The organism is Lactobacillus taiwanensis (assembly GCF_017894345.1).
Lineage (GTDB): Bacteria > Bacillota > Bacilli > Lactobacillales > Lactobacillaceae > Lactobacillus > Lactobacillus taiwanensis.
In genome coordinates, this window is record NZ_CP059276.1 from 1,631,976 (window position 1) to 1,657,918 (window position 25,943).

Consider the following 25,943-nt stretch of genomic DNA (forward strand, 5'->3'; position numbering starts at 1 on the left):
TGCTAAAGAGTATAAGTACATATGTAATGTACCTATGCTCTTTTTATATCTACGTGTTTTTAGTAAATTATTAGTAGGCGTCGAGCGATAAAAAAAGCATTACCTTTTGTTGCGATTTAGGTAATGCTTTTTGAGTTCGTTGAATTTTAGAATTTCTAACTTGGTGCACAACTTACTAATATAAAGACAAAGTTCCATTTTTCTTTACATATTTATCTGTTAGCCTAAAAATAAAAAGCCCAATTAACACCCATAGGATAGCATTAAACAATGAACCACCAAAATAAAAAGCAATATTATATGGTTTATTATTAATAGCTAGCCTCATCCAGCTCACCATTGGGCAAATTGGTAAAAGACACGAAAGATACTTAGTAATGTCATTATAGTTTTCAAAGTTAATTAATAAAACACCCAAATAAATATACTGAAAAATTATTAATGTACTCCCTATTCTTTTAAAACGTAATACTAAACTAACTATTAGATACCCTAGTCCTACAGTTACAACCAGCGCTAATAGAAATGGAATAATCATCACTGGTGGGAATTTTATCCAATGATTAGTAAAAAACATAACTACGATCAAAATCAAAATTGCTTGTGCAAGCGAAACAATTATATTGACAATACTTTTATTTAAAAATAACCTTTTGGAAGAAATTGGCATTAAATATTGTTGCTCTAAAATACCACTTTTGGCATTATTCATTACAGTAGTTCCCATTTGACTAATAGTATTTTGAATCAAACTCCATAAAACGTATCCAACTACTAGTGCATTTAATGACTTACCAAGTACACCTCCACCAACAAGACTTCCTCCCCAAAAAATAGCCATAAACATTAAAATTAACAAGAAGAAGTCTGAAATATAGTTAAAGGTATATCTTTTATATAAATAAAACTGTCGCCAAAGCTCTGCTTTAAAACTAGTCATCATTATTCCTCCCAATATAATATTTAAATATTTCGTCCAGGCCTCTAGTTACTGTTTCTATTTTAATCACAGGTAATTCACTCAGCATTTTAAGTATTTCAGTTAATTTTGTTTTTTCTCTACCACTTAAGCGATATATTTTATCCGTTTTCTTCAATTCTTCACAATAAATTAATAACTTTTCTACTTCTTTAGCAGTAAGAGTTCTAGAAAATGCAACTTCAAAAATAATTCGTTTATTTAATCTTTCCAAACTATCTTTTACGCTATCTGAAAAGACAAGCTTACCGTGATTAATTAATAAAATTTTATTAGCTACTTCCTGTGCGAAGTCTAGTTGATGGGTCGTAATTAAAATGCCTACTCCACTTTTAGACAATAATCTTAAACTATTAGTCATTATTTGAGTCGCATTAAGGTCTAATCCTAAAGTTGGCTCATCTAAAATTAAAAGTCTGGGTTTTGCAATCATGGCACAGCAGATCCCAATAATTTGTTGCATACCGCGACTCAACATAGTGATTGATGTATATTTTTTATCTAGTAACCCAAATGTTTTTAATAGCTCTTCTCCTCTTTTTTTTGCTTCTTTTTTGCTAAGCCCACGTTGACCACCCCAATAAATGAAATTTTCCATAGGAGATAAAGCCCAAAACATATTCTTAGATCCTTCTAGTAAAACCCCCGTATTTTTTAAAAGAAATAAATTATTATTAGTAATATCTTTCCCATCGAAAAATATACTTCCCTTATCAGGGCTTACCAGATTAAGAATGATTTTTAAAGTTGTCGTTTTTCCCGCGCCATTTGGTCCAAGAAAAGCAACAATATCACCAGCGTTTACTTTAAAAGAAACATCAGAAACTGCTCTTTTTTTTGTTTTTCGATATGTTTTTGAAATATTATTTACAGACAACAAAGTCATAATTTACCTCCTTTTTGTCTCCTTATAACTTCTAGGTCATACATAAGGTGTATCAATGGACATAACCAAACATCAATGTATAATGCAATAAATATTAAACCCAAATTCAATACAAGCAGAATCAGAAAAGCTGTAATGCTATTCGGCGACCTATAAATAACATATATATGATTAAACATAAATACTACGCTAATAATAATTATTAAAATAAAATCTGAATTTAGCAATCGTCTGTTTCTTCAGGTCTGTCATTAGTACAGCAACACCCTGCAGCTGGTAACTCTCTATTTAAATTCTTTTCTTCATAAAATTTATGACTTTTATCTTTGATCTTCATAATGAGACATCCTTATATTAAAATATCTTCTATTTTTTAATCCTTAAGATTTTTATTTAAGGACTTGATTAAATAATACATCTATTTTTTCATTTTTCAATCATTTTTATAAAAATAAATTAATCATTTCTGATAAAAGCAAAAATTTTAATCTTATATCTAACATATTATTAATATTAAGAACTAGTTATAACTTTTTTACATCAGCTTTGTAAAAGCTATTTTTATACTTTTTTTAGCATAAAAAATAATTTCGCAAATTGCAATAATAAATTGAACACTTTTAGTTAAGCTGCTTGATAGATTAGATCTAATTCTCTTTCAAAGATTTCATCTGGTGTATGATAGGCCAGTATCTTTCTTGGCAAAGAATTGCACCAGGTTTCAATATTAATGATGTCTTGTAAAGAATAGTTAGCTATTGCTTCTCCCTTAGGAATGAATCTGCGAATAAGACCATTGTGTCTTTCAACTGTTCCCTTATCACAAGAAGTGTAAGGATGGGCATAGTAAACCAGTGTATTGGATACTTTTTCTAGGTTGGAAAGATCTGCAAACTCTGAGCCATTATCAGTGGTAATGGTTTTAAAAATATCATTCCAATGTTCGCTGTATTGCCTTTGGAGTTCTTTAAAGGCCTGCATGACACTGACAGAAGTCTTGTCAGGAATACGAAGAATTAAAAACTCACGACTCATACGCTCAGATAAGGTTAGCAGTACCTCATCATCTTTGCTCTTATGTCCGAGAACTAAATCGCATTCCCAATGACCGAATTCATTACGTTTATTGATCTCTTTAGGACGTTCTTCAATGCTTCTGCCAAGTTTTTTCTTATTTTTGCGAATACGATGAAGCTTAGTATTGCGTTTAAGCTTCTCTGGCAAGTCGTAATTATAAATTCCTAATAAGCCTTGATCAACGTAATTATAAAGAGTTTTGGTGCAGACAACATCGCTGCTAGCGAATTCGCCAACAGCAGTAGCACGATTACTGCACACATCAAGCGACCAGCCATCTTTAAAAAAATGCTTGTGGACATAGCGCATGAATTGAGCTTTCCTGAGAAAGTCTGATTTGCGCCCACAATTTTTACGATGAGCTTTATATGCATCATGCCCTTGAGTAGCCTTATATTTTTTGACTTTACCATGATACAGTTTTACAGTGCCACGCTTAACCTCATAGCTGATAGTAGAAGGAGAACAGTTAAGTTCACGGGCAATTGCACGCAAAGAATAGCCATCTTTCAAACGCAATTGAATAATAACTCGCTCTTCAAATGATAAATGCTTGCCTTTAACGTGCTGGTTCATGGTAGAATGTAAAGAGTCCATTTTGACCTCCAATAGAAAGTTTTTGTGGTTATTAACATTCTATCAAACAGGTCCGAATGGACTTTTTATTTTTTATCAAGTGTTCAATTTAATTTTACAATCAGCGTAAAAAATAATTTAAAAAGCCGACTAAGTAAAAATGCTCAAGTCAGCTTTTTGATTATTCTATTATCTAAAGACTACGCAGTCTTAATATTACATTATCCTGAAAATTGAGAAGTCTATTAGGACTTGCAGTAGATGAGCTTAAACGAAGAAAAAAGAATTAATCCTTTAATCGGCTTATTTATTGGGAGAATTGATCTTTCCAACTTAAAATTCACAGTTGGTGAAGTCACATTCAAATATGGTAGTTTTATCAATGCAATAATCAACTTTTTAATTATTGCATTAGTTATTTTCTTATTAGTTAAACTTGTTAACAAAATCACTCCTAAAAAAGAAGTCGAAGAAGACGATCCTACACCAACTAACGAAGAAATATACCTTCGCCAAATTCGTGACTTATTGCAAGAAAAAAATAAATAGATTACTGCATCCCTTAAATGTTTGAGGGATGCTTTTTGTCTAAAAAAATAAAACTCCTTTTTAACGAATGCGGTATTATTTTTCAATGATGGATCAAAGTCCGTTTATGCAAGGCGAAAATTATCGTAATTTGCCTACTACGTACTTAATTTTAATTCTGCCAACTGATCCTCTCGGACTTGACCAGTATCGCTACGATACGACTTGGAGCACCAAGGGATTCAAGGATGATCCACTACATATTGGTCAAAAATTCCTTTTGCTTAATGCAAGTGGAACAAAAGAGAAAATCACGCCACGTCTACACGAATTCTTCGATCTAATGGGTGGTAAAATTAATACAAATGATAGCTTTATCCAAAAGTTGAAAAGAAGAGGACCGAATTAATGCTATTAGAAAGATGATTAACCTCAGTAGAAAATTAAATGCTAGTGATGACTTCGTATTAAAACAATTAACTGAGGATTATGGCACATATTTTTCTCAAGAAGAATTAAAACATTTTATTAAAAACAATTAAATACATTAATAATTGAAAATACCTGATATATCAATGCTTCATAAGCAGAGATATATCAGGTATTTTTTATATTTCTTTATCAGCTAGCTATCAAACACAAAAAGCCTACTTCAAAAAAGTAGACTTTTTAAAATCTAAAAATTATTCAATTAATATTCTGAAGCGCCAGAATTGGTATCAGGTTTTGCTTCTTTCTTTTCTTCTACAGGCTCTTCATGTTTAGAAGCACCTGTTGCAGTATCAATGGTATCTCTCTTATAAGTTGCACCAGTTGTAGCATCGGGATCATCAACAAGTTTTTGTCCAGTAGTTTCACAGAAATATTTTACAAACGGATATATATCTTGTACCCATTCATAAGTACCAACATAGTTACCCTCTTCGTCTTCAATTCGCTTATAATCATGTAGAATCAACTTATGACGATTACCATTTGGAACAGGCATTTTAACTTCATCATGTCCACCGACTTTATTTCTTAAAGCATAGATAACTTTCTTTGCTTCAGGAATAACGTTACGAATATCAGGGTGAACAGCTCCCATTGTATCACCAACTTGGTCTGGAGTACGACCAGCTAACATCTTTTTATTTGGATCAGTTGGTTTGTTATACCATAAAAATTGATTATTATCATCAACATAAGTTAATTCACCAAAAGCACGCCGAAGCATCCAATTAATTTGGTTAACTGTAAGAAGTCCAGCATCAAGCTTTACATAATCGTCTCCTTCAGCAGCATTTACTTTTTTTGCTGCTTTATCTAACCAATCTGGATCATTTTTATCGATACCGTCCACAGTATAACGTGACTTTCCAGTTGCATCGAAATCTTCTTTAAGATAATCTTCTTCTTTTAAATCTTTTAACCATTTAGGTTCTGCCATTTTACTTCACCTCATATTAATCAACAACTCTTCAATTTAATTATACTCACTTAAGAAAGGGTTTGCAATACAAATATATATTTTTTTATATGTAAATCTTTCATAATATATATTTATAGAATATTGCTTTCTTTTTAAAATTAACTGTTGACTAAAAGTAAGCTATGAGATATTATAACTTGTGAAAAGTAAGAAAGGAGCTAATGATTATGTTTAATGTACGTCAAACAAATTCTTGTTGTTGTAATTGTCAAAAAATTTGGCAATTATTTGGCGTACAGTCATTAGTTCACTTCAAGAATTTCTCTAGTTAGAAACTAACTTTTCAAAGTTATAACTATGATTTTTCTTAAGAGCTGTTGGCATAAGCCAATGGCTCTTTTTTGTTTGCTTAGAATTGGAGTTGAAGAAAGTGCAAACTACTCTCATTGTCTTAGTAGCCATTGCTATTCTAGCTGGTATGGCCTACTTACATAGAAAAAATTGGGGATTTACTAAGCTAGTATTTCTCTCATTAGTAGCCGGAATCGTCTTTGGGGTTTCTATTCAATTAATGTTTGGTGCCAAAAGCGATATTGTAAAAAATAGTATCGATTGGCTTTCAATCGTTGGGGATGGCTATGTTTCATTATTACAAATGCTAGTTCTTCCTTTAATCTTCGTTTCACTAGTTGGTGCCTTCACTCAACTAAAGGTTACGACTAAGATTAGAAAAATTGCAGCTAGCGTCTTAGCCATTTTACTAGGAACTACTGCTGTTGCTTCATTCTTGGGCTTTAGCAGTGTCGCAATCTTTAACTTGGGTGGAGCTAGTTTTGCTAAAGGAATGTCTGCTTCTTCAACTGCTCTTAGTGCAATTAAGGACCACCAAGAACAGTTGAAAGGTCTAACTTTACCACAACAAATCACTTCGTTTTTCCCACAAAATATTTTCGCAGACTTTGCAGGAATGCGTTCAACTAGCACAATTGCAATCGTCATCTTCTCTATTTTTGTCGGAATTGCATTCTTACAAGTTAAGAAAGAAAAAGCTGAAGTCGCTGCAACTTTCGCACGTGGTATCCAAGCATTACGCGCAATTATCATGCGTATAGTAAAAATTGTACTTGAACTCACTCCATATGGAATTTTTGCTTTAATTGCTAGAACTACTGCAACTAACAGTTTCGCAACAATGAGTAAACTTCTTGTATTTATCGTAGCTGCTTATGTTGCAATTGCTGTTATGTTTATCGTACATGCTGTTTTACTTTTAATTAATGGAATTAATCCTGTTACCTACTTTAAGAAAGCATGGCCCGTTTTAGTTTTCGCATTTACTTCTAGAACTAGTGGTGGTAGTTTACCACTTAATGTACGTACTCAACGCGAATCAATGGGAGTAAGTGATACCATTGCAGACTTTGCCGCTAGCTTTGGTCTAACTATTGGTCAAAATGGATGTGCAGGTATTTATCCATCCATGGTTGCGGCAATCACTGCCTCACTTGTTGGAGTTAACATCTTCTCATGGCAATTTGTCTTAAGTTTAGTTGTAATTGACGTTATTTCTAGCTTCGGTGTTGCCGGCGTTGGTGGTGGTGCAACATTTACTACCTTAATGGTACTTGGTGCACTTAACTTACCAGTAACAGTTCTTGGAGTTTTAATTGCTATCGACCCAATCGTTGATATGGCAAGAACTGCTCTTAACGTTAACGATTCAATGGTTGCTGGTGTGATTACCGCTAAGCGAACTGGAGAATTAGACTGGGGTATTTTTAATAATCAAAAAGATGATGTAGATACTGAAGTTGAATAATTTTTCTAAATATTCTTGACATTAATTTTTAGAAGTTGTATTATTATGACAACAAAATTAATTAAAACTTAGAAGAGATGAGTAATTGCTTAAAGTATCTCACAGAGAGTCGGAATTGGTGAAAACCGATGGTACTAGAGTGATGAATATGGTCTTGGATTTAGAATAAAATGCGAGCTAATTAAGTAAGCAATTTACGATTGACGTACGTTATCACGTCTGAGTCTTCCATATTTTGGAGTACTTAACGAGGAACTGATTGTAAAGTCAGTTTGAATACAGGGTGGTAACACGTGATAAGCGTCCCTAGTGTAGTGTAATAGCTATGCTAAGGACGCTTTTTCTTTTGCTTATTTATTGTTTAAGGAGGGATCATTATGAAAAATAAGTATATTGTTTTTAACGAACGGGTATTTAATCGAATGTGCTACTTGAACATGATCCCTTTTGTTAGTGGATCCTCAAAGAACATTTAAATGAAAAATTTAGTTAAAATTAGGAGGTAGATTACTATGACAGAATTAGTACATTTCGATATTGTAGGCAGTTTTTTAAGACCAAAAGAATTAAAGCAGGCCAGAGATAAGTTTAATCACGGCGATATTTCGCAAGCTGAATTAACTCAAATAGAAAACCAAGAAATTGAGAAATTAATCCATACAGAAGAAGACTTAGGCTTAAAGGCTGTAACGGATGGAGAATTTCGTCGTAGCTGGTGGCATCTTGATTTCTTATGGGGCTTAAATGGCGTCGCAAAATATGACTATCAAGAAAGCTATAAGTTCCATGGTGCTAAAACTAGAACCGACAATGCAGAATTAGCTGGCAAAGTAGCTTATAATCCCGATCATCCGTTCTTTAAAGCATTTGAGTTTGTTAAGGAACATACTAACGTAACTCCTAAGCAAACGATCCCTTCACCTACTCTACTTTTTAGAGATAACCGTTCAGACAACTGGTCTAACTTTTATGAGAATAAACAGGATTATCTTGATGATCTAGCAAAGGCATATCACAAGACAATTAAGCGATTTTATGATTTAGGCTGTCGTTATCTTCAAATTGATGACACAACTTGGGCCTTCTTAATTAGTAAGTTGAATGAAACTGAAAATGATCCTAAAGAACATGAAAAATACGTTCAATTAGCAAAAGATTCAGTTTACGTAATCAATAAAACGCTAGAAAATCTTCCAGATGATCTAACTGTTGCTACACATATCTGCCGTGGTAATTTTAAATCTACATTTCTTTTCTCAGGTGGATATGAGCCAATTGCTAAGTACCTAGCCCAGCTAAATTATGATCGCTTTTTCTTAGAATATGACAATGATCGTTCTGGAGATTTAGAACCAATCAAAAAGATCTGGAACAATCGTGATAACGTCACAATTGTTTTAGGATTAATTACATCAAAAAATGGACATCTAGAAGATCCTGATACAATTATTCAAAGAGTCAATGAAGCAGCCGAGCTAGTTCCTCTAACTAATTTAGCTCTTAGTACGCAATGCGGATTTGCTTCAACAGAAGAAGGCAATATTCTAACTGAAGCTGACCAATGGAAAAAAATAAAACTAGTCGTTGATACTGCTAATAAAATTTGGAAATAAAAAAATTTTATACGGAGGAAATTTATTATGGGCAAAGTTGAAAGTTTTGAATTAGATCACACTAAAGTTAAAGCACCTTACGTTCGCTTAATTACTGTTGAAGAAGGACAAAAAGGAGATAAAATTAGTAATTTTGATCTTCGTTTAGTTCAGCCAAATGAAAATGCCATCCCTACTGGGGGCTTACATACTATTGAGCACTTATTAGCTGGATTGTTACGTGATCGCATTGACGGTTACATTGATTGCTCCCCATTTGGTTGTCGCACCGGCTTTCACCTCTTAGTTTGGGGTACCCCATCCACTACAGAGGTAGCTAAGGCACTTAAAGAATCGCTTGAAGAAATTCGCGACAAGATTCAATGGGAAGACGTTCCTGGTACTACTATTGAATCTTGTGGCAATTATCGTGATCACTCCCTATTTTCTGCTAAACAGTGGTCAAGAGATATTTTAGAAAAAGGAATTTCTGACGATCCATTTGAAAGAAATGTTGTAGAATAATTTTTCTGAATAAATATAAAAATGCATTATTACTAATTTCAAACTAGTAATAATGCATTTTTTAATTATTTTTCTTATATCTATTCCACAAAACTATGTTGCCAATTACTAGCATACATACCCAGATTAATGCTAGAACTATATTGTTTTGATAATTTTGTTTATTTTGAATATTAACCCAAATTACACTAAAGTATACTCCGCTCAGAATTGCACTTAAGGTAATACTAGTTAAGATAACTACTAAATTTGGTATTTTTTCCTTATATTTTAGCAACTGAAGCCAATTGTAGATCATCTCACAGATTACAATTAACACTACCAGTAAGTCATACCACCAGTCTTGCTGCTTAACAAACATATTTATCGTATCAATAAAATAATAACCACAAATAATTGCAAATAAATCTAAAGTAAGTAATTGTCCTATAATGGTGTTCTTTTCTTTTTCTTTCATAAAAGTCCCTTTATAAATCTTTATTGTTACTTTTAATTATAGAACAATAGTTTCCATTTCAGCATTAAAAATATTAAAGCTGGCTTTAGGCACTTAAGATATGGAAGTAACTTAAAACAATTCCTAAAATCAAAACAAACCAGATCATCTTAGTGGACGTCACATGTTTCTTTCCTAGCAACCAGTAAACTAAAGCTACAAGTAAGACAGGTACTAAGGATGGCATAATTTGATTTAAAATTGTTTGCATCTTTAATGTTACTTTACCTGCTCGATATACAAATGGCACTTTAACATTCACTACTGTTGGTATTAAGGCACCAACGACGGTAACCCCAAGTAAAATTGCGGAATCTGTAATTGCATTTAATTTACCTGAAGCAGAATCAATTAGCTTTACACCCTGTGAATAACCCAAGTTTAAAAAGCTAAATCTTGTGAATAAAATAATCAAGTTAACAATTATCCACAGAAATGCGCCAAATGGATTTCCTCTTAACCCCATATATGCCCCAATTGATCCACAGATTGTTGGAATAATTGCGCCAAAAATCGTATCTCCCACTCCCGCAAGTGGTCCCATCAAACCAGTCTTTAATCCAGCAATTGTATCTTTAGCCTTACTACCTTGCTTTTCTTCAATTGCTAAATCCATCCCAATAATAAAATTTCCATCAAAAGCATTAACGTTGAAAAATTGAGACTGCATTTGCATCATTTCAACTAACTCATCATCTTTATACCAACGCTTTAAAAAAGGCAAAACAGAATAAAAATAACCTGGAGCCATCATTTTTTCATAATTCCAAGATAATTGACTAGCCCATAACCAACGCCAAGTTGCTCGAAATAGATCTCTTTTTGTTAATTTATTTGAACTAGTTTTCATACTCTCCCTCATCATTCGTATACTCTTCATCTTCATTTTGCTTTTCTGTATTTGTCTGCTTCATTTCTAACTTTTCCACTTCACGAGTATAGTGAATATAAGCTAACGCTGTCCCAAGAAGTGCAACTCCAAGCATTGGCATCTTTAAATAAGCCGCTGCAATAAATCCGATTGCTAGATATGAAATGAATCTCTTAGTTGGCAAGTATCTAAGTAAAATTGCAATACCAACAATTGGCAAAATATGTCCTGAAACTTTTAAACCATCAGTTAACCAAGCAGGAATAACTCGTAAAATTGCTTTTACAACATCATTTCCAACCACAAGCAAGATAAAGACGGGTAATGCACGTGAAAATCCCCAAGTAAAAGTTCCCCACAAAGCATTACGTGCTGCTGCATTTGGCTTATCTTCTCTAATAAAAGAATCAATTCGATGTTGAAAAATTGTATTTGCAAAACGCGCTAATACATCTAATTGAACCATCAATAATCCAACTGGAACTGCCAAACCAATTGCAAACTGCACACCTTTTCCTGAAATAACGGCGTAAACTGTACCAACAATCGCACCAGTCATAAAGTCCGGCATTGAAGCTCCGCCATAAGTAGAAACACCCAACACCATTAACTGGAGAGTTGCACCAACTGCTAATCCAGTCGTAATGTCTCCCATGATAATTCCAGAAATCATCCCTATTGCCAATGGATTATTCAACACAGCTACAGTAAGCTGGTCAATAATTGCCCAAAAAGCTAATCCTGTCAGCAGTAAAATCTGCCACCATTGTATTGTCATTATTTTTCCTCTATTTCTCTAATAATTTCATGAAGTCTTCTTTATCTTCTGCGGGTACCATTTGATGATATAGATGGCAGCCTTGCTTGTTTAAGTAATTAAAGTCGTCAACATCTTCAGCAGTAACAGCCACGCTCTTAGCAACCTGACGTGAATCGCTTTTAGTCGACATATTGCCGACGTTAATCTCAGGCAACTTCACGCCATTATCAAACATTTGACGTAAGACACTAGGATTTTTTACCAAAACTAGCACAGTTTGACCTTGATACTTACCTGAATTAATTCGTCTGGCTGCTCCCTTAGCAGTTAAAATACTGAGATGAACCCCATGTGGACAAGCTGTTTTTAAAGCAGTCTTTTGAATATCGTTTTTAACAATATCGTCCCCAACTACCATAATTCGTGTTAAACGAAGTGCATTTGTCCACATTGTAGCAACTTGTCCGTGGATAAGTCGTTCATCAATTCGCACATTGTGCATCGTCTGTGGCTCAATTTCCGCATTTTCATTGGGCTTTGTTTCTTCAGTATTTTTTTCTTTAGCCGGTGTCTTCTTAATATCTAAATTTTCTCCAACCGGGGCTATGTTTTCTTGGGCTTGCTTGATAGCTTCTTCCATCGGTGTTCCCATTACAGCAGCCAGCAAAAGCGGTAAGCATAATCCGCTATATACTTTTACCTCGGGGTGCTTTTGATGATAGCGCAAAGATGCATTTGCGGGCGTTCCTCCAGCAATATCAACAATTATCGTCGGCTTTTTATCAAAGCTTTCTGCAACCTTTTCAATCTCATTAAGTAAATCGTCCTGGTTCATTGTTTGTTTAAAAGCAATTGCCTTTACATTCGGCAACTTCCCTGCGATCATCTCACAGCTAGCTAAAGTTGCCTTAGCATATTCACCATGACTAACTATTAAAAAATTATTCACATTTAATTCCTCCAGAATTCACAATGTTTATATTTTATCCTAATTGGTATATAAATTAAAGCTAAATATAGTAGTGATTTCAGCTAATTATTAAATATTGGTATAGTTCAATTATGATAGTTTGTACTTGTAATCGCTGTCATTACTGATACAAAAAGAAGACTCTACTTAACGAAAGTAGAGCCTTCTGTAGGAATATAACTATGAAAATTTAATTTAAGGAAATATTATTTAAGAATTTGTGTTAATGTATGAGGATTATATGTATGGAATAAATTATTTTTTACTACTTAGCAAAGCCAACATCGTACCATGAGTTTGCTGATGGCTTAAGTGACCAGCCAGTTACCTTGTTATTAACTGCAGTTACTGACCAGCTGTTTGTGGTAGGTACAACATAGGCATTGTCATACATCCATTGTTGCCACTTATCAAATGCTTGTACACGGTACTTGTGGTTGAAGGCCTTAGTTGAATCAATGTTAGTAAGAAGTTTAGATTGAGTTGGAGAAACAAAACGAGCCATGTTGTATGGAGCACCTTCACTGTAAAGGTCCATTGGTGATGGTTCAGCTGATAAACTCCAACCACCTTCAAAGACATCAATCTTAGGACTATCTGCTTGAACATCTTGTACCCAAGAGTTGAATTCCATTGGACGACCACCAACAAATTTAGCATCTAAGCCGATCTTTTGCCATTGTTGGATGTAGTTAGTCCAGATCTTTTCAGCGTTTGGTTGTGTATTACGAACAGCAACGTTAATAGTTAACTTCTTACCATTTGGTTGACGACGGTATTTTTCACCCTTACGCTTCTTGTATCCAGCCTTGTCTAACAATTCATTAGCCTTCTTCAAGTTGTATGGGTATCCCTTGATACTCTTGTCAGAGAAGTCGCCAAATTGTGCTGGGATTAAAGTGTTAATACGGAAACTCAAGCCATTGCTGTAACGCTTGGTAACGGCATCAATGTTCATTGCATAAGCCATCGCCTTACGTAATGAAACATTGTTCATCTTAGCATTCTTATCTTCAACGTTCTTACCAGTCTTCTTGTCAAACTTACCTACCTTAAAGCCTAAGTAGTTGTAAGATAGAGGAATCTTACCAATGAAGTTAACGCCCTTAGTATCCTTAACGTTGTTCCATTGAGAGTTAAGCACACCAGTAATATCAAACTTGTGATTCTTAATAGCTTGAGAAACAGAGTTAGTTCCGATTACTTCCATAGTAATCTTATCTAAGTTTGGCTTACCACGCCAGTAATGTTCATTTGGTACATAAGTAACTGATTGACCACGAACAACTTTTTGAACCTTGTATGGACCAAAGAAAAGTGGTTGTTTACGAACCTTGTCATCTGATAAAAGTTTATCAAATGGAACGTCTTTCAAATAGTGGTATGGTTCTGCAGTTTCAAGGAAGTAACCATTACCATCTTGAAGCATACCTGGTTTCATTTCTTTAAAATGAAGAACGACCTTTCGACCATCTTCGCCATTTGGCATTTCAATACCAGAAATCTTATCAGTCTTACCTTTGTGATATTCTTCTAAACCAACAAGGTTAGCTAAAGAATCTGTATATCTTGAAGTCTTAGTCTTAGGATTACCAACGATCTCGTAGGCATATTCAAGGTCCTTAGCAGTTACTTGCTTACCATCAGACCACTTAACACCCTTTTTCACTTCAATAGTGATTGTCTTGGCATTCTTATCTAACTTAAAGGTAGCTGCACCCTTGTTGTTAATCTTATAACTATCGTCAGTTGCAAATAAACCTTCTAAACCTGGCCCTTGAATTTCCCCATCAGTTGCCGTATCTGATAACTCTGGTAAGAAGATACCAGTAAATGGTGAGTCACTTTCAATAGCGTATTTTAATGTTCCGCCTTTTTTAACTTGTTTCTTAGGAACTGCTTCCTTAAAGCTAACTTTCTTATCGCTAGCATTATTATTGTTGTTATTCCCACAAGCAGTTAAAGTTAATGCCGCCCCTGACAAAACAGTAATTGCTCCTAACCACTTAACTTTTTTCAATTTGTTCTCCTCCTTTGTGAGCTGACTTAAATTTCTTGTTTTTGATTATATGATATTAAAATGAAAAAGACAATATAAAATTAAAATATTTTTCGATAAAATTTGCATTTTATTAAAAAGTCGATATTAATACACTTGTTTTCTTTAAGAAAATAATCTACTAGTTATAAAATTAGAAAGTGAAACGTATGGACAACAATCCTTTCAATCCTAGTTTGTTTCACCAAATATCTTATTTCACTAGATTTAGAAACCATTAAACTTAGCTACAAACATATCTTTCAAAGAAAAAGAGTTCGTGCAAGCAATGGTAAAAGTAGGAAAAACTAGAGTTAAAGGCCAAGAAATTGGTAAAATAATGAATAAAAGTGCAAATTATTTAGCTGTTTATCGCAGAAAATTAGTAGATGACCAAGTTATTAAACCTGATGGTTATGGCTACGTTATTTTCTTGTTCCCTCACTTTGATAAATTTATTGAGCAAGAAATGATCTTAAATGAACTATAAAAACTTCAAAAAAGCTGGTAATATTTTCATTTCAAACGAAGATATTACCAGCTTTTCTTTTATTATTTATTTTCAGTTTTTTTAATTTTTCTTTTAGGAGTAAAATTCAAAGCTAAAACTGCTGTAATTACTAAGGCTGTACCTAACCAGTCCATCCCTGACATCACTAAACCAAAGATTAAAACTGATCCAACAGTAGCCGATAAAGGCTCAAAGGCGTCCAGTAAACTAACAGTTGATGGCTTAACATAGCGTAAGGCATTCGCCATTATCTGAAATGGCAGAATCGTTCCGATAATAATAATTGCCCCAACCCAGAGCCACACTTTTGGCGTGACTGGAATGGCATGAAAACTTGGATGAACAATTACCAAACCAAAACCAGCAAAGATCATCCCCCACCCAGTCAAAACTAAACTAGAAATTCTTTTTACAATTTTAACTGGAATCAAAGTATAACTTGCCTCACCTAAAGCAGATAATAGACCAAAAAACAATGCTAAAGGAGTAATAGCTAAATGATTAAAATTTCCATGTGTCGACAGCAAAAATACTCCAATAAACGCCATAATTGCTGCTAGAACATCTAATTTTCTTAAAACCTGCTGATGGGTCATCGCTAAATAAGCAAGGACGAAAAAAGGCCCGATAAATTGCAAGATTGTAGCAATCGAGGCATTTACCATTTCAATGACAATAAAATAAAAAATCTGTACTGGTAGCAAGCCAAAAATACCATAGGCAATAATACGCAAGGTATTTTTCTTATTTTTTAAAACAGAAAATGGTTTTTGATGTAAAACTGACGCAATGATTAATAGGACAATCCCAGAAATAATTAATCTAACCTGCGTTAGCCAAATTGGTGTAATTCTAGAACTAATCTTAAATAAAGATTCCGCAAATAAACCTGAAATTCCCCACATTACAGCTGCCAATGCAGCTAAAATTGTCCATAGTCTACTTCTAGTAGCTTGCTTATCCATCCAACTTCTTCCTCACAAATAATAATTAATCTAAACCATCATAGCATAGTTATATAAGTAATCATTGTAATTTTGATAAAAAAATACTACTCAATTTTGACGTTAAATTGAGCAGTATTCTTAAAATTCAAATTAGTCTAGATCTTTACCGTCAGATTCAATTACTTTCTTGTACCAATAGAATGAATCTTTCGGCATTCTCTTCAGAATGCCTTTTCCTTCATCGTCTCGATCAACATTGATAAAACCATAGCGCTTTGACATTTGACCAGTTCCGGCACTAACTAAGTCAATACAACCCCAAGTAGTGTAGACAATCAAATCAACGCCATCATCGCTAATTTTATCCACTGCGCCAAGGCCACTTTCAACAACCATCATTGGAATATCATAATGGTCATACATCACTTCAAGATAATATTGAAGACCATCTGGATCAGTTGCCCAGCTCCATTCGGAATACTTCAAATATGGATTTTTAACACTCGCAGCAAAGTTACCGCCAACTTTAAACTTCTTAGCACTTATAAGAGATAAAATAAGTGGTAAGAAATAGAAAAATCCATTCCCAATTGTATATAAAACTTCATAAGTACCCGAAGTCTCAGAAAGCCAGCCCAAGGAAGCACACATTTCAGTTAATCCCTTGGTCATACCAGCAGCTGCCATTGGGCATGAGATTGGCGTAAAGATACCTGAAATAAGGTCATCCATCACACTCATATTACTATCTTCAAGATCGTCATCGGCTACTTGACCTCCGCCAGAAAAGCCACCTTCTTTTAAGATAGCGTCATAAACATCAGCTACTTCATTGCCAATAACAACTTGATATTGGCCACCTGCTTTAACAACAGTTACAACACCATCAGTGTCTTTTAAGGCATCATCATTTGCCTTTTTCCCATCTACTGGCAAGTTAACATTCATTTCTTTATTAATTAAAGCAATAACTTTTTCACTAATTTTATATTCCTTAGGAAAAAGATTCTTAACTTCCCAGCGCGTATTTGCAGCACTAATATCAATATTATCTTCAATTCTGGAAAGAGCGAAATCAATATGATCTGCTAAAGCCAAGTATTGAAAATCGTTGAACTTTACATTCAATAGCGGCTCCACCATCTGGATCATCTTATTAGTTAAATCGATGGTCGAAGCGTTTATTTCTTTAACTTGGTTAACCTCATCTTGATGAAAGTTCGCAATGAAACGTCTTTCAATTTTACTTTCATCAATCTCATCACCCTTTTTTAAGCCAAAGCCTACGCCTTTACCTAGGACTACTTGTTCTTGACCTTGATCGTCCTGAACCAAGGGTGCACTATTATTAAATGTTTTAAGAAATATCATCCGACGAATCACCTTTATATAGAAAAAAGCTACCACAAACTAGAATATACCTATCTACGTATATCATCTTTATTTGTAGTAGCTCAGACCTGATCCCATCAGTAAATCCGCTTATTTGCAATAACTATAATAACGCTTACATATAATTGTGCCAATAAGTATTTAAATAAAAATACTTATTTTTATGCAACAAAAAAGAAGAGGCCTCTAGTCTCTTCTTTCTTTGTCTATATTTAGAAAATCAAACTTTTACAATATTTACTTGTCTCTACGCTTCTTATCAGCAGCTAATCCGAATAGACTACCTACTGCAGCAATAGCTAAGCCTAAGATACCAGCTGCATTTTCTGATTTAGCACCGGTTTGTGGCAATGTAGCCTTTTCAGAATGGTTAATTTGTTGTGCTGGAGTTGCAGAAGTCTTCTTTTCATTAGTTTCCGCAACATGCTTAGTGATAACTTGAGCAGTGTTGTTGCTGTTGTTTTCCTTTGCGACAGCATCGACATATACCTTAACTGTTAAGTCTACACTTGAACCATCTGGATAAGTTACAGTAATGACACCAGTGTGTTCACCAAGTGTATTGACATTTGGTACTTCTTTCCAAGTGTACTTAGTACCTACTGGCATTTCATCCTTGTTCTTAATAGCATCTGCTGGGTTTGGAAGAACGCCTAGAGTAGTATGAATTGGCTGTGTTTCTGGTGTTACATCGTTTGTATTAACAACTACCTTCACAGTTACTTCATCCTTTGAGCCATCTGGGTAAGTTACTACAATCACACCAGTACTTTCACCTGGCTTAGTTACATCTGGGGTGTCTTTCCATGTGTACTTAGTACCATCTGGTAAGTCACTCTTGTTCTTGATGCCTTCTGCTGGATTTGGTACAACGCCGGTCTTGGTATTTACGTCTTGACCTTCTGGAGTGTACTTGTCTGCATCGGTTGCTGGGTTGGTTACGTGGATAGTTACTGGTACTTCATCCTTTGAACCGTCTGGGTAAGTTACTACAATCACACCAGTACTTTCACCTGGCTTAGTTACATCTGGGGTGTCTTTCCATGTGTACTTAGTACCATCTGGTAAGTCACTCTTATTCTTGATGCCTTCTGCTGGATTTGGTACAACACTGGTCTTAGTGTTTACATCTTGGCCTTCTGGAGTGTACTTGTCTGCATCGGTTGCTGGGTTGGTTACGTGGATGGTTACTGGTACTTCGTCCTTTGAGCCATCTGGGTAGCTTACAACAACAGTTGCTGGCTTGTCTCCTGCAGTAGTTACATCTGGAGTGTCCTTCCAAGTGTACTTAGTGCCATCTGGTAAGTCACTCTTGTTCTTGATGCCTTCTGCTGGATTTGGTACAACGCCAGTCTTAGTGTTTACATCTTGACCTTCTGGAGTGTACTTGTCTGCATCGGTTGCTGGGTTGGTTACGTGGATGGTTACTGGTACTTCGTCCTTTGAGCCATCTGGGTAGCTTACAACAACAGTTGCTGGCTTGTCTCCTGCAGTAGTTACATCTGGAGTGTCCTTCCAAGTGTATTTAGTGCCATCTGGTAAGTCGCCCTTGTTCTTGATGCCTTCTGCTGGATTTGGTACAACGCCAGTCTTAGTGTTTACATCTTGACCTTCTGGAGTGTATTTGTCTGCATCGGTTGCTGGGTTGGTTACGTGGATGGTTACTGGTACTTCATCCTTTGAGCCATCTGGGTAGCTTACAACAACAGTTGCTGGCTTGTCTCCTGCAGTAGTTACATCTGGAGTGTCTTTCCAAGTGTACTTAGTGCCATCTGGTAAGTCACTCTTGTTCTTGATGCCTTCTGCTGGATTTGGTACAACGCCAGTCTTAGTGTTCACGTCTTGACCTTCTGGAGTGTACTTATCTGCATCGGTTGGGTTCTTAGTTACAGTTACGGTAACTGGTACTTCAACAGGTGAGCCACCTGGATAAGTTACAATAACTACAGCTGGTTTTTCACCTTCAGTAGATACATCTGGTGTTGTCTTCCATGAGTACTTAGTACCATCTGGTAAATCATCTTTGTTGGCAATACCTTGGCTTGCATCTGGTACTTCACCGACCTTAGTAGTTACATTTTGACCAGTTGGAGCTACTGGAGCATATTTAATGTCAACAATGACATTCTTAGTTTCAGCAGTAACTTCTTCAGCTGCTACTTTAGCTTGACTTGGAGTGTACCCTTTAACAGTTGGTGCATTAAATTCTGCCCAAGTACCATTTGCTTGGTTAAGTTCACCTGCCACATGCCATGCGTTCCAAGTAATCTTGCCAGTCACTGGATCAGTGTAACCGGCATTACCTTGAGCATCTTCACGAGTAAAGTGAACGGTTTGATCATGACTTACTGGATCTTGATCTGGTTCATGAACCACAATCGTACGAGTTACATACTGGTTCATGTCATCGTTTACGCCTTCTTGACCTGGCTTGTATGGTACTGGGGTATCAGCTTGCTTTTGGTAACTTACTGTGACGTTTGCACCATTTTGTGGTACTCCATCTTTTTCAGTTACTGCAGCTGCTGGTACTTCGGTTGTCTTTGTACCATCTACGTATGAATCGTAACCCTTAATTTGTTCTACACTAGCTGAAGCAAATTCTGCTTTACCACTCTTAACGTGCCATGGATTCCAAGTAATCTCACCAGTCACTGGATCTTGGTAACCTGCGACACCGTTAACATCACGAGTGTATTCTACAGTTTGTGTTACAGGGGCAATTGCTTCATGTCCTGCTGGTACTTCGTAGTTAATGGTACGGGTTACTGACTTATTCATATCCTTGTTTGAAGGATCATATGGCACTGGAGTTGCAGCTTGTTTTACGTAAGTAATGGTATCAGTAATGTTTTGTGAATCTGGATCTACCGTTACTGCTGCTACTTCGGTTGCCTTAACACCATTTACATAGCTGTCATAGCCCTTTTGTTCTTTAATGTTGTAAACTGGGAAAGTTTCGCTGTTTGAATTCCATGCATTCCAAGCAATATCACCAGTTACTAAGTCCTTCACACCAGTACGTTCAAATTCAACTGAAGCAGTTCTTACAACATGCATATCGGCATTAGTCTTGCCAGCTGGTACTTCTTGGATGGTTTGGGTAATCTTCCGGTAAGTATCTTTGTCATTCTTGTCAACAGGAACGACTTTAGTACCATGTTCAACTTTGTAGTCTACAGGTTGTGGATCATTTGATCCGAACTTGTAAGATCCGATAACTTGTTGCTTTGGAACTAGTTTCCAGTTAGTTGGAACATGTCCAAGTACATCAACATTAACAATTTCATTAGTCTTACCAGGAACATTGTAAGTACCTACCACAGTGCCATTACCGTCAACATAATTAATTACTAAAGTATGTTCGTTAGCAGTGTAAGTTACATTAACAGTTTCATTTGATGAATCTGGAGTAATTGTTGCTGAAGCTGGAACATATTGCTTACCATCAACAGTTTCAATGGTTGCACCAGTTGCAGTAGCAGTGTAGCCAGGTTTAGTTACTTCATATTGTGGGAAGTTCGTTACTGCTTGACCTTCACTATTCTTAGCAGCTGCCCAATCAGTGTAACTGATTTGTTGACCTGCTGGCTTAGAAAGATCAGTTATCTTAGCACGACTATAAATTACGTGTTGAACAACTGGAGTACTTTCGCCTTCAACATTAATCGTACGAGTAATATCACGATAAATGTCGTGGTTAGTCTTATCATCAACACCTTGATCAACCTTGATTACATTTACAGCTACTGGAACATCAAGATAACTACCATCAGTGAAGTTAATTCGTACTGTTGCAGGAGCCTTAGCATTAGCTTCAGCAAGACTTGGTAAAGTTTGCCAGTTAACTGAACTAATTTCAGAATTATGATCAGCAGTTAAATCATTAGTATTTACAAGCTTTGAAGCATCTCCTAAAGCAGTCTTCAAATCGCTAACGTCGGAGTTAACGCTTGGAATAGTACCGTTAGCTTCTGCACCATAAATGTAAACTGATGGGAATGGATAAGTTGATACTGGACCTTTTCCATAAATTGGCCAGTTTACACCTGAGCTGTTAACAACAGCTGAATACTTAGGATAACCAAATTGATTATTGACCCAGTTAGTATAAGTAATCGTCTTGGTTCCACCATTGTTGTCTGATGCTAAGCTTGATGGTTGACCATTACCTTTGATTGGACCTAATGCATTATTGAATAGAACAGTTCCATCGGCAGTCCAACTAATCTTAATGTCACTAGCATTAATAGATTGTGGAGCATCAACAGTTACACCAGCTGGATTATCACCAGTTTGGGTAAGAACATATGCAGTCTTGTCAGCATTCAAAGTGTAAATGTATGGCTTACTGTAGTTTTGACCACCTTGGTAGTAGCTTAACTTGAAGTTTTCAATTACTGGTCCACCAATAATGTTCTTATCTGAGGTCTTGTGAGTTACAACATTATTGGCATGAAGGCTGAAGACATGACCATTATCGATAACAGTAACATCTCCTTGACCATTTACAGCAACCGGAATTGTTACTGTTTCAGTAGTACCATCTGGATAAGTTACAGTTGCCGTGCCAGTAGTTGCACCAGGCTTTGAAGTATCTGGTTTAGTAGTCCAAGTTGCACTTGTTGGATAACCGTCAACTGGAGTAGTACCACCATTATTCAAGTTGGCAATTCCTTCAGTGGCAGCTGGATTACCGTCAACAGTGGTAGTAATCGTCTTAATTTCTGGCTTAGCATTAACAACTACATTAGTTGGAACTTCGTCCTTAGAACCATCTGGGTAAGTTACTACAATAACTGCTGGTTTCTTACCTGGAGTAGTAGTGTTTGGAGTATTTTGCCAAGTATAAGTTGTACCATTTGGTAAAGTATCTGGATTCTTAATACCCTTTTTAGCATCAGGAACTTCTCCAACCTTAGTTGAAACATCTTGCCCTTGTGGGGTATTGATTTCTGCATCAGTAGTTACCTTGATTGAACTTGCTGGAATGTTAACGTTCAAGTAAGTTGGGTTACCATTAGCATCTTTATCAGTAAAGGTAATCTTGATTACTCCACCATTGCCGTTTGCGTCAGGCTTAGTTTCCCAAGTAGTACTTGCAATTTCGTCAGTTGGAATATTGTTTTCTACTAATTGTCCAAATTGTTCACTAGTCAAAGCTGAACCAAGAGCAACAGTAACTGGAGTAGTGATATTCTTAGCACCTGCACCCTTAGCATCAATAGTAAATGGATTAGTAGTTACAACACCGTTCTTTGAGCCTAAGATGTTCTTTGCTGCATCGTTATTAGTGAAGTCAACAGTAACACTGGCAGTGATTTCCTTACCAGCTGCAGTTGCAGTCTCAACATTAGTATTTGGAGTTGTAGTCCAGCTAACAGTTGATGGATCAATCGTAATTGGCGTAGCAGTAGTTGAAATCTTACCATCTGTTAATTCGTAACCTTCTGCAGTTACAACAGTTGCTGGAGAAAGTACTTGTGAATTTTCAGTAGTTTCGTGAGCGTTAAGTTTAGAAGTATCAACAGTAGTTACAACTGCACCATTATCACCCCAAGTTACAGTTTGTCCTGCCTTAGTAACAATTACTGGCACAGTAGTTTCATCGGTACTCTTATCTGAGTAAGTTACGGTTACTGGAACATTGTAAGCACCTGGTGTTACCTCAGTACTTGGCTTAACAGTTACAGTACCTGTTGATGGATCAATCGAAGCCCAATCTGGTGTATCAGTTCCCGTGGTAAAGGTAGTTCCAGTTGGAGCAGTTACATCCTTACCATCTTGATCAGTAAATGATGGGGCACCAGCTGCAGTCTGACCTTGTTCAACGTTTACTGGCTTGTATGATGGAGTGTAAAGCTGTGCCATTGGTTCAGTAATCTTCAATGGAATATTTGCAAAGTCAACAGAACCATCAGTATAGGTTACTTTTGCCCAAGCTGACTTATCACTAGTCTTAAGATTACCCGTTGGGTTAGTTGGTTCTGCTTCATTGCCCATTACGCTCTTCCACTCATTAGCATCAGTAGCTGCATCATACCAACTTACGCTCTTAACAGAAGAAAGATCATCTGTCTCTGTACCATTACCAGAAAGTAAACCTTTAATACCAGCTTTAGCAGTTAAATCCTTCAGAGTTTGGCTAGTATTACCATCAATAGTTTGAACTACTGGTTGATACTTGTCAGCATCGGTTGGTGTTACTTTAGTTTCTAGGTTAGTCCCCATAGAAATTTGTTGTGGTGTCCACCAATTAAAGTTATTCAAGAATTTATTTAAGTATGGCGTTTCATAATCTACACCAGGATCTGGTTGGCCTTGAGTAATTGTACCGTCAGTGTATTGATATTGGTTTAAACCTGCTTGGCTACCACCCATGGTAACAATACCATTTGAGTGAAGGAATTTAGCTTCACCAGCCTTATTTGCACCAGCAGTTTGACCTTGTTTAGCAAAACCACTGATTGAATTGTTCCCCCAGTTGTTATGCGATGTAAGGTTATTAATGTACCAGTAGTATGATGGATTGTTGTAGTTACCTTCGTCCCATTGTGCCAGTGGTAACGGATTATTAGCACCATTACTTTGAACAGTAACATGGTTAGTCAAGTTTTCAAGACGTATTAAAGTACCTGTTTGCTTACCAGTCCGTTGTAAATTGACATAAGCAGGATTAGTAATATTAATGTTATTTGCAGTCGATGAACTACCTGAACCCCACATAGTAATTAAACCAATGTTAGGAGTATTAGTAGTGGCACCTGCAATTGAAGATTGAGCTGAATCCTGAAGGTCCAAAGTTGCACCATCGGTAACGTTTAAAGTAAATTTACCTGTTAGAGCGGCAGCACTTCCACTACCAAAAGAAATTAATGGTGAAGTTGAAGTATTGTCTCCACTACGTACAATCGTTAGTTTACCTTGGTTATCTAAAGTATTTGCATCAGCGTTTGTAACGTTAGCTGCAAAACCAACACCCAGCGAAATTGGTGCAAAGTGGTAACCATTATAATTAGTTACACCGTTTAAACCACTACCATCATTGCTCTGCTTAGTGTTAATGTTAACAACACCAGCCTTACCAATGTTTAAGTTACCAGCCCAAATAGCCATTGAGTGACCGTCAGCCATGTTAGCATTTAAGTTACCATCAACTTGTACAGTACCCGTAATAGCATTATTTACGAGCATTCCCTTAACATCAGTGGACTTACCATTTAAGGTAACAGTTGCACCTTCTTGAACGTCAATTGCTGGAGTAGTATCTGAACTATCTTCAACTTTGGCACGTAAAATATTGCCACCAGCATTTTGGTCATTGTTGGTTTTCGCACTGCTTACATTAAAGACAGTATTAGTACCGTCAGCGAAAACAATGTGTGAAGCTGAAACAGCACTAGAATAGTTATACAATTGATTTCCAGCAACATTTACAGCTTCAACAGTAATGTTATTATTGCCCTTGAAAGTTACTGTAGTGTATGGATTATCAGTAACTTGTTGAGCCATAGTAGTGTTATAAAAGGCACCGTTTTTAACATCAGCAGTCACATTTTCAAAGGTAACCTTGTTCTTAGCTAAAAGACTAGTGTTAATATCATCTCCGCCCATATAAATTGGGCTAAACGCACCACCCAAAGTACCCCAACTGTTATCATAACCATCAGCATTAATAGTTAAATTCTTGAAAGCAATGTCCCAAGGATTACTATTCTTTTGATTATTAGTATCAAAGCTCAGATAATTAGCTCCAAAATTAATGGTATGATTTTGACCATCAATATCTAATCCACCAGAAATGTTAGAGCCAGTTAAATTCATCTTTCCAGAGCTAATTAGTGGTTGTGGACGATGAATGCCGTTAACATTAGTACCCTTGTTAGCAACTGTAATATCGCTCGTCAATTTAATGGTACCAACACTGGAATCATTCATGGCATTGACAAAACCTTGCCAATCATTTACGTCTTGTGATTGAGTACCACGAAGATTCTTAGTTGCAGTACTTTCAACAGAAGCAGCAGCTACTTTTTCATCTCTAAGACTATCCTTAGTCAAAGATGTTTGCTTTTTATCGGTGTTTAATACAGCTGTTTTATTTTCTACATTAGTTGAATCTTCTTTGTTAGAAATAGTCAAATCATTACTTTGACCTGCTTGTACATTTGAATTTGCAGAGTTAGTTAATTTATTTGCTTCTGTATTAGCAGAAGAGTGAGTACTATCTTGAATAGGAGATTGAGTAAGTTTGCTATCAGTAGCTGTTTTATTAGCTGTAGTAGCTGAGTTTACCCCCCCCATTTTGGCTTCTAGAGTAGCTCCAGCGCTACTTTGGCTTTGCTCATTATCTTTTGCATTTTGCACTACTGCTGGTTTTTCTTGTTGCTCAGCAGCTTGAGCTTTTTGATTTCCAGCCATACTCATAAAGCTGAAACCAATTAAAACAGAAGCGGCTCCAATAGAAAACTTTCTAATTGAAAAACGTTCTTTTCTAGGCTCCATTTTACGAAGCTTTTCGTGATAATTGTTTTTTGATAGCATTATTTCCTTTCTCCTTTAGTA

General features: G+C 35.9%; 17 protein-coding genes and 1 pseudogene. 6 read left to right on the top strand and 12 right to left on the bottom strand.

The window, feature by feature from the left end:
- Positions 1-175: 175 nt before the first annotated feature.
- The 3 genes from H1A07_RS08070 to H1A07_RS08080 form a co-directional block, all read right to left on the bottom strand.
- Complete coding sequence (locus tag H1A07_RS08070) at positions 176-940, bottom strand: ABC transporter permease (RefSeq protein WP_094516760.1); 765 nt, start codon at positions 938-940, stop codon at positions 176-178.
- Positions 933-1,865: an ABC transporter ATP-binding protein gene (locus H1A07_RS08075; RefSeq protein WP_094496723.1), complete on the bottom strand. Its 933-nt coding sequence runs from the start codon at positions 1,863-1,865 to the stop codon at positions 933-935. Before H1A07_RS08075 ends, H1A07_RS08070 begins: the two co-directional genes overlap by 8 nt.
- A 624-nt stretch (positions 1,866-2,489) precedes the next feature.
- On the bottom strand, positions 2,490-3,539 hold the full coding sequence (locus tag H1A07_RS08080; protein WP_011161461.1) for an IS30-like element ISLjo1 family transposase: 1,050 nt from the start codon (positions 3,537-3,539) through the stop codon (positions 2,490-2,492).
- Positions 3,540-3,803: 264 nt separating this feature from the next.
- Here H1A07_RS08080 and mscL point away from each other — a divergent pair.
- Both mscL and H1A07_RS08090 read left to right on the top strand, forming a co-directional pair.
- Positions 3,804-4,067: pseudogene (mscL, locus tag H1A07_RS08085) on the top strand (large conductance mechanosensitive channel protein MscL); the annotation flags it as partial.
- 67 nt (positions 4,068-4,134) lie between these two features.
- Complete coding sequence (locus tag H1A07_RS08090) at positions 4,135-4,455, top strand: Rpn family recombination-promoting nuclease/putative transposase (RefSeq protein ID WP_244974118.1); 321 nt, start codon at positions 4,135-4,137, stop codon at positions 4,453-4,455.
- Between the two features lie 282 nt (positions 4,456-4,737).
- Here H1A07_RS08090 and H1A07_RS08095 read toward each other — a convergent pair whose 3' ends face one another.
- The gene (locus H1A07_RS08095) at positions 4,738-5,475 is read right to left on the bottom strand and encodes a PAS domain-containing protein (RefSeq protein WP_094498182.1); all 738 of its coding nucleotides are present in this window, start codon (positions 5,473-5,475) and stop codon (positions 4,738-4,740) included.
- A gap of 412 nt (positions 5,476-5,887) precedes the next feature.
- Here H1A07_RS08095 and H1A07_RS08100 point away from each other — a divergent pair, with 412 nt between their 5' ends.
- The 3 genes from H1A07_RS08100 (at position 5,888) to H1A07_RS08110 (ending at position 9,393) form a co-directional block, all read left to right on the top strand.
- Positions 5,888-7,276: an L-cystine transporter gene (locus H1A07_RS08100; protein ID WP_210144884.1), complete on the top strand. Its 1,389-nt coding sequence runs from the start codon at positions 5,888-5,890 to the stop codon at positions 7,274-7,276.
- A gap of 512 nt (positions 7,277-7,788) precedes the next feature.
- On the top strand, positions 7,789-8,889 hold the full coding sequence (locus tag H1A07_RS08105) for a vitamin B12 independent methionine synthase (RefSeq protein WP_210144885.1): 1,101 nt from the start codon (positions 7,789-7,791) through the stop codon (positions 8,887-8,889).
- Between the two features lie 27 nt (positions 8,890-8,916).
- The gene (locus tag H1A07_RS08110) at positions 8,917-9,393 is read left to right on the top strand and encodes an S-ribosylhomocysteine lyase (protein WP_057718199.1); all 477 of its coding nucleotides are present in this window, start codon (positions 8,917-8,919) and stop codon (positions 9,391-9,393) included.
- A gap of 61 nt (positions 9,394-9,454) precedes the next feature.
- Here H1A07_RS08110 and H1A07_RS08115 read toward each other — a convergent pair whose 3' ends face one another.
- The 5 genes from H1A07_RS08115 to H1A07_RS08135 all read right to left on the bottom strand — a co-directional run bounded on the left by H1A07_RS08115 (position 9,455) and on the right by H1A07_RS08135 (position 14,510).
- Positions 9,455-9,850 (bottom strand): hypothetical protein, encoded by a 396-nt coding sequence (locus H1A07_RS08115; RefSeq protein WP_057718198.1) that lies wholly within the window; start codon positions 9,848-9,850, stop codon positions 9,455-9,457.
- A gap of 85 nt (positions 9,851-9,935) precedes the next feature.
- Positions 9,936-10,739 carry a PTS system mannose/fructose/sorbose family transporter subunit IID gene (locus tag H1A07_RS08120; RefSeq protein ID WP_210144886.1) on the bottom strand — a complete coding sequence of 268 codons (804 nt, stop codon included), beginning with the start codon at positions 10,737-10,739 and terminating at the stop codon, positions 9,936-9,938.
- Positions 10,729-11,538 (bottom strand): PTS mannose/fructose/sorbose/N-acetylgalactosamine transporter subunit IIC, encoded by an 810-nt coding sequence (locus tag H1A07_RS08125; RefSeq protein ID WP_210144887.1) that lies wholly within the window; start codon positions 11,536-11,538, stop codon positions 10,729-10,731. Before H1A07_RS08125 ends, H1A07_RS08120 begins: the two co-directional genes overlap by 11 nt.
- A gap of 10 nt (positions 11,539-11,548) precedes the next feature.
- Positions 11,549-12,469, bottom strand: coding sequence for a PTS sugar transporter subunit IIAB (locus H1A07_RS08130; RefSeq protein ID WP_210144888.1), 921 nt, complete (start codon positions 12,467-12,469; stop codon positions 11,549-11,551).
- A gap of 286 nt (positions 12,470-12,755) precedes the next feature.
- Positions 12,756-14,510 (bottom strand): oligopeptide ABC transporter substrate-binding protein, encoded by a 1,755-nt coding sequence (locus tag H1A07_RS08135; RefSeq protein ID WP_210144889.1) that lies wholly within the window; start codon positions 14,508-14,510, stop codon positions 12,756-12,758.
- Between the two features lie 307 nt (positions 14,511-14,817).
- Here H1A07_RS08135 and H1A07_RS08140 point away from each other — a divergent pair, with 307 nt between their 5' ends.
- Positions 14,818-15,018 carry a hypothetical protein gene (locus H1A07_RS08140; RefSeq protein ID WP_244974119.1) on the top strand — a complete coding sequence of 67 codons (201 nt, stop codon included), beginning with the start codon at positions 14,818-14,820 and terminating at the stop codon, positions 15,016-15,018.
- A gap of 62 nt (positions 15,019-15,080) precedes the next feature.
- Here H1A07_RS08140 and H1A07_RS08145 read toward each other — a convergent pair whose 3' ends face one another.
- The 3 genes from H1A07_RS08145 to H1A07_RS08165 all read right to left on the bottom strand — a co-directional run bounded on the left by H1A07_RS08145 (position 15,081) and on the right by H1A07_RS08165 (position 25,922).
- Complete coding sequence (locus H1A07_RS08145; RefSeq protein WP_210144890.1) at positions 15,081-16,004, bottom strand: EamA family transporter; 924 nt, start codon at positions 16,002-16,004, stop codon at positions 15,081-15,083.
- A 132-nt stretch (positions 16,005-16,136) separates the two neighbouring features.
- The gene (locus tag H1A07_RS10495) at positions 16,137-17,357 is read right to left on the bottom strand and encodes a family 1 glycosylhydrolase (RefSeq protein ID WP_338034686.1); all 1,221 of its coding nucleotides are present in this window, start codon (positions 17,355-17,357) and stop codon (positions 16,137-16,139) included.
- 258 nt (positions 17,358-17,615) lie between these two features.
- Entirely contained in the window at positions 17,616-25,922 is an 8,307-nt protein-coding gene (locus tag H1A07_RS08165; protein WP_210144891.1) for a Rib/alpha-like domain-containing protein, read from the bottom strand.
- Between the last annotated feature and the right edge of the window lie 21 nt (positions 25,923-25,943).

Bases quoted from the DNA above. Each gene is read 5' to 3' on its own strand.
- H1A07_RS08110 (WP_057718199.1), top strand. From the start codon at position 8,917: ATGGGCAAAGTTGAAAGTTTTGAATTAGATCACACTAAAGTTAAAGCA.
- H1A07_RS08165 (WP_210144891.1), bottom strand. From the start codon at position 25,922: ATGCTATCAAAAAACAATTATCACGAAAAGCTTCGTAAAATGGAGCCT.
- H1A07_RS08115 (WP_057718198.1), bottom strand. From the start codon at position 9,850: ATGAAAGAAAAAGAAAAGAACACCATTATAGGACAATTACTTACTTTA.
- H1A07_RS08095 (WP_094498182.1), bottom strand. From the start codon at position 5,475: ATGGCAGAACCTAAATGGTTAAAAGATTTAAAAGAAGAAGATTATCTT.
- H1A07_RS10495 (WP_338034686.1), bottom strand. From the start codon at position 17,357: ATGATATTTCTTAAAACATTTAATAATAGTGCACCCTTGGTTCAGGAC.
- H1A07_RS08075 (WP_094496723.1), bottom strand. From the start codon at position 1,865: ATGACTTTGTTGTCTGTAAATAATATTTCAAAAACATATCGAAAAACA.
- H1A07_RS08080 (WP_011161461.1), bottom strand. From the start codon at position 3,539: ATGGACTCTTTACATTCTACCATGAACCAGCACGTTAAAGGCAAGCAT.
- H1A07_RS08145 (WP_210144890.1), bottom strand. From the start codon at position 16,004: ATGGATAAGCAAGCTACTAGAAGTAGACTATGGACAATTTTAGCTGCA.
- H1A07_RS08105 (WP_210144885.1), top strand. From the start codon at position 7,789: ATGACAGAATTAGTACATTTCGATATTGTAGGCAGTTTTTTAAGACCA.
- H1A07_RS08125 (WP_210144887.1), bottom strand. From the start codon at position 11,538: ATGACAATACAATGGTGGCAGATTTTACTGCTGACAGGATTAGCTTTT.
- H1A07_RS08140 (WP_244974119.1), top strand. From the start codon at position 14,818: ATGGTAAAAGTAGGAAAAACTAGAGTTAAAGGCCAAGAAATTGGTAAA.
- H1A07_RS08120 (WP_210144886.1), bottom strand. From the start codon at position 10,739: ATGAAAACTAGTTCAAATAAATTAACAAAAAGAGATCTATTTCGAGCA.
- H1A07_RS08090 (WP_244974118.1), top strand. From the start codon at position 4,135: ATGCGGTATTATTTTTCAATGATGGATCAAAGTCCGTTTATGCAAGGC.
- H1A07_RS08070 (WP_094516760.1), bottom strand. From the start codon at position 940: ATGACTAGTTTTAAAGCAGAGCTTTGGCGACAGTTTTATTTATATAAA.